Below are 10,633 nucleotides of genomic sequence, written 5' to 3' on the forward strand. Positions count from 1 at the left end.
GCGGGGTGTGGGTGTTGGTGGCCGGGGGGGTGGGCCTGGGGGTGGGGGGGCGCGACGTATCCGGCCAGCCCCCCCCTTCGTTCGTTCTGCGGGCCGCGGGCTAGTCCGCGGCCTGGAGGAGGTCCTCCAGTTGTTCCTCGCGGGCCTGGGCGGCCACGAAGAGGAGTTCGTCGCCCGGCTCCAGGGTTTCCTCGCCGTGCGGCGTGAGCACCCGGTTGCCGCGGATGATCGTGACCAGCGAGGTGTCCTCGGGCCAGGTGATCTCGCTGATCTGCTTGCCCGCGACCTGGGAATCGGCCGGCAGGGTCAGCTCGACCAGGTTGGCGTCGCCGTGGCTGAAGCGCAGCAGCCGTACGAGGTCGCCGACGCTGACGGCTTCCTCGACCAGTGCCGACATCAGGCGGGGGGTCGATACCGCGACGTCCACGCCCCAGGACTCGTTGAAGAGCCACTCGTTCTTCGGGTTGTTCACGCGGGCGACCACGCGGGGGACCCCGTACTCGGTCTTCGCGAGGAGGGAGACGACCAGGTTGACCTTGTCGTCACCCGTCGCCGCGATGACCACGTTGCACCGCTGCAGCGCGGCCTCGTCGAGCGAGGTGATCTCGCAGGCGTCGGCCAGCAGCCATTCGGCCTGCGGAACCCGCTCCACCGAGATGGCGGTCGGCGCCTTGTCCACGAGGAGCACCTCGTGGCCGTTCTCCAGGAGTTCTCCCGCGATGGAGCGTCCCACCGCGCCGGCTCCGGCGATCGCGACCCTCATGCGTGCGACTCCTCAGGTCCCTCGGCGAAGGAGGCCTCCACCTTGTCGATCTCGTCCGTGCGCATCATCACGTGGACGAGGTCGCCCTCCTGGAGGACGGTCGCCGACGTCGGCAGCATGGCCTCGCCCAACCGGGTGAGGAAGGCGACGCGGACGCCGGTCTCCTCCTGCAACTGGCTGACCTTGTGGCCGATCCAGGCGGTGGAGGTGTGCACCTCGGCGAGCTGGACACCGCCGCTCGGGTCGCGCCACAGGGGCTCGGCGCCCGACGGCAGCAGCCGGCGCAGCATCTGGTCGGCGGTCCACCGGACGGTCGCGACGGTGGGGATGCCGAGGCGCTGGTAGACCTCGGCGCGCTTGGGGTCGTAGATGCGGGCGGCGACGTTCTCGACGCCGAACATCTCACGGGCCACGCGGGCGGCGATGATGTTGGAATTGTCACCACTGCTGACCGCGGCGAAGGCGCCCGCCTCCTCGATGCCGGCCTCGCGAAGGGTGTCCTGGTCGAAGCCGACTCCGGTGACGCGGCGGCCGCCGAAGGACGCCCCCAGCCGGCGGAATGCGGTGGGGTCCTGGTCGATGACGGCGACCGTATGCCCCTGCTGTTCCAGGGTCTGCGCGAGGGCGGAGCCCACTCTTCCGCAGCCCATAATGACGATGTGCACGGCCGTCCTTCCGGCTGTCAGCGGCTCGCTGGTTCCCAGCCTCATTGCTGCTCTGGCTTAACAGGGTCTCAGACCATGGCCCAAGCTACACACGGGCGGTCACCAATGTGGCCTCTCATGGGTAGTCGGCGGGGCGTACGGTCCGCGTATGGATGGCATTCAGGCGGCGTATCGCCGTGTAGAGGGGTGCGGGTTCGTCAGCCCGATATCGAACGCTTACGATCCTCTGCGTGTCCAAACTGACCGACGTGCCCAAACGGATCCTGATCGGCCGGGCGCTACGCAGCGACCGCCTCGGGGAAACACTCCTTCCCAAGCGGATCGCCCTTCCTGTCTTCGCGTCCGACCCGCTCTCCTCAGTGGCATATGCCCCTGGCGAGGTCCTGTTGGTCCTGTCGATCGCGGGCGTGTCGGCGTACCACTTCAGCCCCTGGATCGCCGTCGCGGTCGTGGTGCTGATGTTCACGGTGGTCGCCTCCTACCGGCAGAACGTCCACGCCTATCCCAGCGGCGGCGGTGACTACGAGGTCGCCAACACCAACCTCGGGCCCAAGGCCGGCCTCACGGTCGCGAGCGCCCTGCTCGTCGACTACGTCCTCACGGTCGCCGTGTCGATCGCCTCGGGCGTCGAGAACCTCGGTTCGGCCATCCCCTTCGTCGTCGAGCACAAGGTGCTCTGCGCGGTCGGCATGATCGTTCTGCTCACGCTGATGAATCTGCGCGGCATGAAGGAATCCGGAAAGCTCTTCGCGATTCCGACCTATGTCTTCGTCGCGGGCGTATTCATCATGATCGCTTGGGGTGCCTGGCGCGGCATCGTCCTCGACGACACCATGAAGGCCCCGACCGCCGATTTCGAGATCAAGGCGGAACACCAGGGCCTGGCCGGGTTCGCGCTGGTCTTCCTGCTGCTGCGCGCCTTCTCCTCCGGCTGCGCCGCCCTGACCGGCGTCGAAGCCATCAGCAACGGCGTCCCCGCCTTCCGCAAGCCCAAGAGCAAGAACGCGGCGACCACGCTGGCCCTGATGGGCGCGCTGGCCGTGACCATGTTCTGCGGCATCATCGGCCTGGCCATGGCCACCGACGTGAAGATGGCCGAGAAGCCGGCGACCGACCTGCTCCGCAACGGGGTGGAGGTCGGCACCGGATACGTCCAGAACCCGGTGATCTCCCAGGTGGCCGAGGCCGTCTTCGGCAACGGCTCCTTCCTGTTCATCCTGCTGGCCGCCGCCACCGCGCTCGTGCTGTTCCTCGCCGCCAACACCGCGTACAACGGCTTCCCGCTGCTCGGCTCGATCCTCGCCCAGGACCGGTACCTGCCGCGCCAGCTGCACACCCGCGGCGACCGGCTCGCCTTCTCCAACGGCATCGTGCTCCTCGCGGGCGCCGCCGCGCTGCTCACCTGGCTCTACGGGGCCGACTCGACGAAGCTGATCCAGCTCTACATCGTCGGCGTCTTCGTCTCCTTCACGCTCAGCCAGACCGGCATGGTCCGGCACTGGAACCGCCACCTGAAGGCGGAGACCGACCCGACGAAGCGCCGCCGCATGATCCGCTCCCGGGCGATCAACACCTTCGGCGCCTTCTTCACCGGCCTCGTGCTGGTCGTCGTCCTCGCCACCAAGTTCACCCACGGGGCCTGGGTCGCCCTGCTCGGCATGGTGATCTTCTACGGCACGATGACGGCGATCCGTAAGCACTACGACCGGGTGGCCACCGAGATCGCCGCGGCCGAGGAGCGCCCCGACGAGTACGTGCGCCCCTCGCGGGTCCACTCCGTCGTCCTGGTCTCCAAGCTCCACAAGCCCACCCTGCGGGCCCTCGCCTACGCCAAGCTGCTGCACTCCAACCGGCTGGAGGCGCTCAGCGTCAACGTCGACGAGGTCGAGACCAAGGCCCTCAAGGAGGAGTGGGAGCGGCGCGGGATCAACGTCCCGCTGAAGATCCTCGACTCGCCGTACCGCGAGATCACCCGCCCGGTGGTCGAGTACGTGAAGAGCCTGCGCACCGAGAACCCGCGCGACGCGGTCAGCGTGTACATCCCCGAGTACGTCGTCGGGCGCTGGTACGAGCACCTGCTCCACAACCAGAGCGCGCTGCGGCTCAAGGGCCGGCTCCTGTTCACCCCCGGTGTGATGGTCACCTCGGTGCCCTACCAGCTCCAGTCCTCGGAGCTCGCGAAGAAGCGGGCGAAGAAGCGGGCGGAGTGGAACGCGCCGGGCGCGGTGCGCCGCGGTCCCGTGGACGCCCCGCGACCGAAGGACCCGGCGGCCAAGTAGCCGCGGGACCGGTTGGCGAACGGCCGGACGAGATCCACGTAAACTGGTGGGTCGGTCGTCCGGCCGTCCCTTTTTGATCACTTCCTTGGAGCCTCCCCACCATGACGACCGAGCAGAACGAGAAGCAGTCACTGGTCGGGGAGGAGTACGAGGTCGAGGTCGGCCCCGTCGCGCACGGGGGCCACTGCATCGCGCGTACCGCCGAGGGCCGGGTCCTGTTCGTCCGCCACACCCTGCCGGGCGAGAAGGTCATCGCGCGCGTGACGGAGGGCGACGCCGACTCCCGCTTCCTGCGCGCCGACGCCATCACCGTGCTGGACCCCTCCAAGGACCGCGTCGAGGCGCCCTGCCCCTACGCCGGCCCCGGCAAGTGCGGCGGCTGCGACTGGCAGCACGCCAAGCCGGGCGCCCAGCGCCGGCTCAAGGGCGAGGTCATCGCCGAGCAGCTGCTGCGCCTCGCCGGGCTCACCCCGGAGCAGGCCGGCTGGGACGGCACCGTCATGCCGGCCGAGGGCGACAAGGTCCCGGCCGGGCAGGTCCCGCAGTGGCGCACCCGCGTGCAGTTCGCCATCGACGAGGACGGCGTCGTGGGCCTGCGCAAGCACCGCTCGCACGACATCCAGCCGGTCGAGCACTGCATGATCGCGGCGCCGGGCGTCAGCGAGCTCGGCATCGAGCAGCAGGACTGGCCCCAGATGGAGACCGTCGAGGCCATCGCCGCCACCGGCTCGAGCGACCGCCAGGTCGTCCTGACTCCCCGCCCCGGCGGCCGTCTCCCCCTCGTCGAGCTCGACAAGCCGGTCTCCGTCCTGCGTGTCGAGGAGAAGGACGGCGGAGTCCACCGCGTCCACGGCCGCCCCTTCGTGCGCGAGCGCGCGGACGGCCGTACGTACCGCGTCGGCATGGGCGGCTTCTGGCAGGTCCACCCGCAGGCCGCGGACACCCTGATCAAGGCCGTCATGCAGGGCCTGATGCCGCGCAAGGGCGAGATGGCCCTCGACCTCTACTGCGGCGTCGGCATCTTCGCCGGCGCCCTCGCGGAGCGCCTCGGCGAGACCGGCGCGGTGCTCGGCATCGAGTCCACGAAGCGCGCGGTCGAGGACGCCCGGCACAACCTGGCCGACTTCCCGCGGGTCCGCATCGAGCAGGGCAAGGTCGAGCAGACCCTCGCGAAGACCGGCATCACCGAGTGCGACCTGGTCGTCCTCGACCCGCCCCGCGCGGGCGCCGGCAAGCAGACGGTCCGCCAGGTGGCCGGCCTGACCCCGCGCCGCATCGCCTACGTGGCCTGCGACCCGGCGGCCCTGGCCCGCGACCTGGGCTACTTCCAGGAGGCGGGCTACAAGGTCCGCACCCTGCGCGCCTTCGACCTCTTCCCGATGACCCACCACGTGGAGTGCGTGGCGATCCTGGAGCCGGTCGCGAAGGCCTGACCCACACCGCTGCCACGCCCGCCGCGGATTCCCCGAACCGGAGTCCGCGGCGGGCTTTTGCTTGCCCGGTGCGTCAGGCCAGGGTCAGGGGGAGGGCGGTCAGGCCTCGGGTCAGGCGGGTTCGGCGCCAGGTGAGGGAGGCCTCGGGGACGGACAGGTGGGTGTTCGGGAAGCGGGTTACCAGGGTGCGGAGGGCGATTTCCGCCTCTGCGCGGGCCAGGGGGGCGCCGGGGCAGCGGTGGATGCCGTGGCCGAAGGAGAGGTGGGCGGCGGCGTCGCGGTCGAGATCGAGGGTGTGAGGGGCGGGGAACGTCGACGGGTCGCGGTTCGCGGCTCCGGGGGCGATCAGGACCGGGAAGCCCGCCGGGATGTCGACCCCGCCGATCCGGAGGGCCTCCGTGCTGTGGCGGAAGGTGGCCACGCTCACCGGGGAGTCGTAGCGGAGCAGTTCGTCGAGGGCGCCGGGGATCAGGTCAGGGTCCCGGCGCAGCCGGTCGAAGGCCTCCGGGTGGCGGAGCAGGGCCAGGACGGCGTTGCCGATGAACTGGGTGGTGGTCTCGTGCCCGGCGACCAGGAGGAGGGCGGCCAGGGAGATGGTTTCGGACGCGTCGAGCCCGCCCTCGTCGCAGTCGCGGACGAGGGAGTGGAGCGGGCCTTCGCCGGGGGTGGCGCGGGCCGTGCCGATCAGGTGGGTGAGGTAGTCGCCGATGTGGTGCGACGCGGCGTCGACGCGGGCGGTGTCGGTCGCGTCGAAGAGGTCGTGGGAGCGGGCGGCGAGGGTGGTGCGGTCGGCTTCGGGGACGCCCAGCAGTTCGCAGACGACGGTGACCGGCAGGGGGACCGCCAGGTCCGCCACCAGGTCGATGTCCTTGCCCGGTCGCCAGGTGGCCGTCAGGTCGTCCACGACGCGGGTGATGTACGGGCGCAGTTCGCGGACGCGTCCCGTGGTGAACAGGGGCGTGGCCACCCGTCGTTGGCGGGTGTGCTCGGGCGGGTCGCTCGCCAGCATGTTGCGGGAGATCGCCGGGTGCAGGTCGCGGTCGGAGGGCCGGTCGGCGAAGAAGCGGGCCGTGTCCTTGGACAGGCGGGGGTCGGTGAACGCCTCGCGGGCCTCGGGGTGGCCGGTGATCAGGTACGCCTGGTGACCGCCGGAGCCGGTGGGGATCCGCCGGACCGGGCAGCCCTCGCGCAGCCGGTCGTAGGTGGGGTAGGGGTCGGTGAAGAAGCGCGGGTCGCGCAGTGGGTCGCGCAGCGGGTCCTGGCGGGGGGCGGTCACGAGGCCGCGCCCGCGGTCGTGCCCGTGCCCGTCGTCGTGCCCGTGCCCGCGTTCACGCCCGCGTTCTCGGGTTCCGGGTGCGGCACGTAGGCCTTCGCCACGAGCAGCAGCCACGCCGTCTCCGCCTGGAGGTCGCCCTTGCGGGAGGCGGTGCCGGTGGCGGGCGGGGCCTCTTCGCCCTCGGGGGTGACTCCGGCGTGCTTCGCGGCCACGGCCGCGGCGATGACCGCCGCCTCCACCTCGGCGTCGCCCCCGGGGGTGCCGGCGGTGCCCCGGCGGGCGGCCTCGGCGGCGGCCGTGTCCCGTACCGATGCCTGGCGGTACCGGCGCAGGGCCAGTACGCAGTCGTTGATCTCGATGACCCGGCGGTGCAGGTGGAAGTCGAGGTCGATGTCGTGGGTGTCGGTGTCCGTGGTGCCCGGGTCGAGCACGACCTCGGGCACCGCCGAGGTGACCTCCCGCCACAGGGGTTCCAGCGCGGTGAACGAGTTCCGTTCCCAGCGGCGCCGGCGCAACTGGCTGAGCGGCCACAGCAGGGCGGGGAGGGTGAGCCCGACGGTGATGAGGAGTACGGCGACTGCGGGCGCGCTCACGCTGAACGCGCAGCGGAGGGGCGTCAGCGGCGTCGAGCACCGGGCGTGGTCGGGAACGAGCCCCAGACCGAGGCCGATGGAGACCAGGGCGAAGAGCTTGTACGCGGCGTAGACGAGGGCGAAACCACAGCCCACCGAGGTCGTGCGCAGGCCCCAGCGCTGACTGCGCCGGGCCGAGCGCTTGGACTGTGCCCAGGTCTGCAGCAGGAAGTCCTTGGCTGTGTACCCCAGGAAGGAGATGTAGATGAGCACGTAGCACGCGTACAACGCGGGGCTCCGGCCCGTGAGTTGTTCGGCGGCGAAGAAGGCGGTCATCCCGGCGACGGAGGCGGCGAGGGCGATGACGCGCAGCCGGATCTGCCGGTGGGCCCGCTCGCGGTCCAGGTTGAGCTGGAAGAGGAAGGCGAGGACCGAGGTGGCCGCCGTCAGGGTGAAGGCGTTGCTGAGCAGCCGGGCGACGTGGGGGACCACCGATTCGACCGCGCGCTCCACGGCGGGGGCGTAGGAGGCGAAGGCGAGGGCGAAGGAGGTCAGCAGCGCCGCCATCGCCCAGGTGCCCGTGGGGCGGTGTCCGCCGCGGCCCCGCACCCAGTAGGCGGCGAAGCACAGCAGCACGACGGCGGTGCCCGTGAAGAGGAGGTTGATCATTTCCGGTGGCGTTTCTTCCTGTGTGGCTCGGCGAACAGCGCGTCCCAGCTTTCGGCACCGCTGGCGGGCCGGCTCGACGGTCCTTCGCGTCCCCGGTACATGAGCTGTCGGATCACGCTGGCCATCACCTCGGCCTCGCGTTCGTCCTCGCTGGTGTAACTGGTCCGGCCGGACATGCGCTGCACGAGGGTGGGGTTGAAGCCGATCGCGCGCAGGGTGTCCCGGTCCAGTTCCAGACTGCCGGGGTGGTCGCAGATGATGTGGCTGATCTCGTGGGCGAGGATGTGGTTCTGGTGGAGGAGGGAGGTGGCCTCCTCGTAGAACAACAGGTCGGCGTCCGGGGTCTCCAGGCGGATGCCGCACGGTGCGTCCATGGCACCCAGGGTGCTCAGGGGGCGCAGGACGATGGGGCGTCCGCGCTGTTCGGCCACGGCGTCGCGGAGGTCGCGGGTGCTGAAGCGGTGCGGGAGTCGAAGCGCCTCGACGCGTGCCTCACACGCGGCGCGAAGCTGCTCGAAGTCCATGTCCTCACTCTGGTGACGCCGGTCGGGGGCGGTCGGCCGTGGCGAACCTCCCCCGGAAGCCCGATACGCGCGCCCCAATGTTGGCATGTCCGCGACTCCGCTTCGAGGGCGGGGTGCCGGCGCGGAGGTGCCGTACGGATGCGGCTTCAGTCGTCCAGGTTCAGGTCCTGCGCGGGGTCGTCGGTGGTGAGGCCTTCGAGTTTCCGGGCCTGTTCGATCACGGTGGACAGCATCTTCAGACTGTCCACGCTCAGGCCGTTGGCGCGCAGGGCCACCTTGCGGACGTCCTGGTCGCGCATGGCGGCGAGGAGGCCGATCTCCGCCTTGGTGCGTTCGGCCGCCGCGCTGTCCACGAAGTAGCCCGCCGGTACGCCGAAGAAGTCGGCCAGCGCCTTGATGGTGTGCCGCGTCGGGTTCCGTTTGGCGCCGGTGCGCAGCTGCTGGATGGCGCTCGCCGTCACCCCGCGCCCCTCGCCGGTCGCCGCCTTGCGGATCCCCTCGGCGACCTCGGCGTAGGTGTAGGGCCCCCGGGACGGGGGGTGCACTTCGCGGAAGAGGTGGTCCAGGAGCTGGGCGAAGGTGGGCGACTCGTCATCCTCCATGTACACGACCTCCTAGGCGTGATGCCGAGCCTTTGCCCACCACAGTGTTGCTCGAAGCCCGTCGGGCCGGCCCCGGCAACACTCTGGTTGACGCCGGACAGTCACTCTGGTGTACGTTACCAATGCCGCGTCGCCACTGAAGTGTTGAGGGGGCGGCGGCGCAGGCGGGGGCGGGGCCGGGGTCGAGCTTCACGGGGGTGAGCTCGGCCGACGGCCCTCAGACCGGGAGGCCCGTCGGTTCCTTGATGCGCTTCATGATGATCTGGGAGTTGACCTCCGTCACGCCCGAGAGGGCCGTCAGCTTTTCGATCCAGAGGCGTTCGTAGGCGCGCAGGTCCGCCACCGCGATGCGCAGGAGGCAGCCCGGGCTGCCGAAGAGGCGGTAGGCCTCGATGACGTCGGGGATGTCCTGGAGCGCCGCTTCGAAGGCTTCGACGGCCTCGCGGTCGCGGCGGACCTCCACGGAGACCAGGACCTCGAAGCCGCGGTCCACCGCCTCGGGGGAGATCACCGCGCGGTAGCCCTGGATGATCCCGTCCTGTTCGAGCTGGCGCACCCGGCGCATGCAGGGGGAGGGGGTCAGGCCCACGCGCTGGGCCAGTTCCTGGTTGCTGAGCCGGCCGTCGGCCTGGAGCTCACGCAAGATATCTCGGTCGATCGCGTCCATTGCGCAATTATCCCCTATGGAATTGGCGCGCGTGGGGCTGGATTCGCAATCGCGTTGCGCGTAGATCGCCCTACCATTGCGGTTTGTAGAAAATTTGTGCGGAGTTTGTGAGAGGGAGGGCGGCAGTCATGGGACGCATCGTCGTCATCAGCACCGGCGGGACCATAGCCAGTCGCTGGCAGGGTTCCGGGTTCGCGGCCGACGCCGACGGGGCCGAGGTCATGGCTACCGCGCCGCTGCCCGAGGGCGTCACCGTTGAGGTCGTCGACCTTTTTAGCGTGAACAGTCCTCGGCTGACCACCGCTCACCAGCTGACTCTGCTGCGCACCGTGCACGAGGTGCTCGCCGACCCCGGTGTGGAGGGCGTCGTCGTCACGCACGGCACCGACACGCTGGAGGAGTCGGCGTTCTTCGTCGACCTGCACCACCACGACGCGCGGTCGGTCGTCTTCACCGGTTCGCAGCGGCCCATGGGGGCGGCGGACGGGGACGGGCCCGGCAATCTCTACGATGCCCTGCTGACCGCGGCCACCACGCGCGGGCTCGGTGTGCTCATCGCGTTCGCGGGGCGCGTGCACGCGGCCCGGGGCACGGTGAAGACGCAGGCGGTGGCGCTGGACGCCTTCGCCGACCCGTCGAAGGAACTGCTGGGGAAGGTCGGCTTCGGGAAGGTCACCGTGCTGCGGACCCCGGTGCGTCCCGAGCCGCTGCCGCTGCCCGCGATGCCGGAGGAGCCGGAAGGGCCGCCGCGGGTGGATGTCGTCATGCACCACGCGAGCGGGGACCCGGTGCTGCTGAACGCCGCGGTGGCGGCGGGGGCGCGGGGGATCGTGCTGGTCGGGACGGGTGCGGGGAACGCGACCCCGGAGATCGTGGACGCGGTCAGGGCCGCGATCGCGGCGGGCGTGCTGGTGGCGCTGACCACGCGGGTCGGGGCCGGGCCGGTGACGGAGATCTACACCCATGGGGGTGCGGTGGATCTGGTCGCGGCCGGGGCCGTGCCCACGGGGACTCTGCGGGCGCCTCAGGCGCGGATTGCCGTGCTGGCGGCGTTGCTCGCCGAGGGTGGGCCGGAGGATCGGTTGCGGGTGCTGCGGCAGGCGCTGGCCGCCGGTGGGCCGGTGCTGGTCGCCGCGTAGCCCTGGCCGGGCGGGCGGGCGGGTGCGGGGTGGGCCGCTGCGCG

At 70.9% G+C, this 10,633-nt stretch carries 10 protein-coding genes; 3 read left to right on the top strand and 7 right to left on the bottom strand.

Going from position 1 to position 10,633, the window contains the following annotated elements; translation table 11 throughout:
- Positions 1 to 100: 100 nt before the first annotated feature.
- Positions 101 to 763: a potassium channel family protein gene (locus ACWGDE_RS30445; RefSeq protein ID WP_214953432.1), complete on the bottom strand. Its 663-nt coding sequence runs from the start codon at positions 761 to 763 to the stop codon at positions 101 to 103.
- Positions 760 to 1,428 carry a potassium channel family protein gene (locus ACWGDE_RS30450; protein WP_453392250.1) on the bottom strand — a complete coding sequence of 223 codons (669 nt, stop codon included), beginning with the start codon at positions 1,426 to 1,428 and terminating at the stop codon, positions 760 to 762. The genes ACWGDE_RS30445 and ACWGDE_RS30450 overlap by 4 nt, the downstream gene beginning before the upstream one ends.
- Positions 1,429 to 1,658: 230 nt before the next feature.
- On the opposite strand from ACWGDE_RS30450, the gene ACWGDE_RS30455 reads away from it, so the two are divergent.
- Together ACWGDE_RS30455 and ACWGDE_RS30460 are read left to right on the top strand one after the other, a co-directional pair.
- The gene (locus ACWGDE_RS30455; protein ID WP_453392251.1) at positions 1,659 to 3,707 is read left to right on the top strand and encodes an APC family permease; all 2,049 of its coding nucleotides are present in this window, start codon (positions 1,659 to 1,661) and stop codon (positions 3,705 to 3,707) included.
- Positions 3,708 to 3,808: 101 nt separating this feature from the next.
- Positions 3,809 to 5,140 carry a class I SAM-dependent RNA methyltransferase gene (locus tag ACWGDE_RS30460; RefSeq protein WP_453392252.1) on the top strand — a complete coding sequence of 444 codons (1,332 nt, stop codon included), beginning with the start codon at positions 3,809 to 3,811 and terminating at the stop codon, positions 5,138 to 5,140.
- A gap of 73 nt (positions 5,141 to 5,213) precedes the next feature.
- Here the strand turns inward: ACWGDE_RS30460 and ACWGDE_RS30465 are convergent, their stop codons facing one another.
- The 5 genes from ACWGDE_RS30465 to ACWGDE_RS30485 all read right to left on the bottom strand — a co-directional run bounded on the left by ACWGDE_RS30465 (position 5,214) and on the right by ACWGDE_RS30485 (position 9,450).
- Entirely contained in the window at positions 5,214 to 6,416 is a 1,203-nt protein-coding gene (locus tag ACWGDE_RS30465) for a cytochrome P450 family protein (RefSeq protein WP_453392253.1), read from the bottom strand.
- Positions 6,413 to 7,657, bottom strand: coding sequence for an MAB_1171c family putative transporter (locus ACWGDE_RS30470; RefSeq protein ID WP_453392254.1), 1,245 nt, complete (start codon positions 7,655 to 7,657; stop codon positions 6,413 to 6,415). Before ACWGDE_RS30470 ends, ACWGDE_RS30465 begins: the two co-directional genes overlap by 4 nt.
- Positions 7,654 to 8,181 carry a regulator component gene (locus ACWGDE_RS30475; protein ID WP_453392255.1) on the bottom strand — a complete coding sequence of 176 codons (528 nt, stop codon included), beginning with the start codon at positions 8,179 to 8,181 and terminating at the stop codon, positions 7,654 to 7,656. The genes ACWGDE_RS30470 and ACWGDE_RS30475 overlap by 4 nt, the downstream gene beginning before the upstream one ends.
- 146 nt (positions 8,182 to 8,327) lie before the next feature.
- The gene (locus ACWGDE_RS30480; protein ID WP_453392256.1) at positions 8,328 to 8,783 is read right to left on the bottom strand and encodes a helix-turn-helix domain-containing protein; all 456 of its coding nucleotides are present in this window, start codon (positions 8,781 to 8,783) and stop codon (positions 8,328 to 8,330) included.
- Positions 8,784 to 9,000: 217 nt separating this feature from the next.
- On the bottom strand, positions 9,001 to 9,450 hold the full coding sequence (locus ACWGDE_RS30485) for an Lrp/AsnC family transcriptional regulator (protein WP_453392257.1): 450 nt from the start codon (positions 9,448 to 9,450) through the stop codon (positions 9,001 to 9,003).
- A gap of 128 nt (positions 9,451 to 9,578) precedes the next feature.
- Between ACWGDE_RS30485 and ACWGDE_RS30490 the strand changes: the two genes are divergently transcribed.
- A complete protein-coding gene (locus tag ACWGDE_RS30490) occupies positions 9,579 to 10,589 on the top strand; it encodes an asparaginase (RefSeq protein WP_453392258.1) in 1,011 nt (336 codons plus the stop codon).
- Positions 10,590 to 10,633: the final 44 nt, after the last annotated feature.

This window comes from Streptomyces sp. NPDC054956 (genome assembly GCF_053609185.1).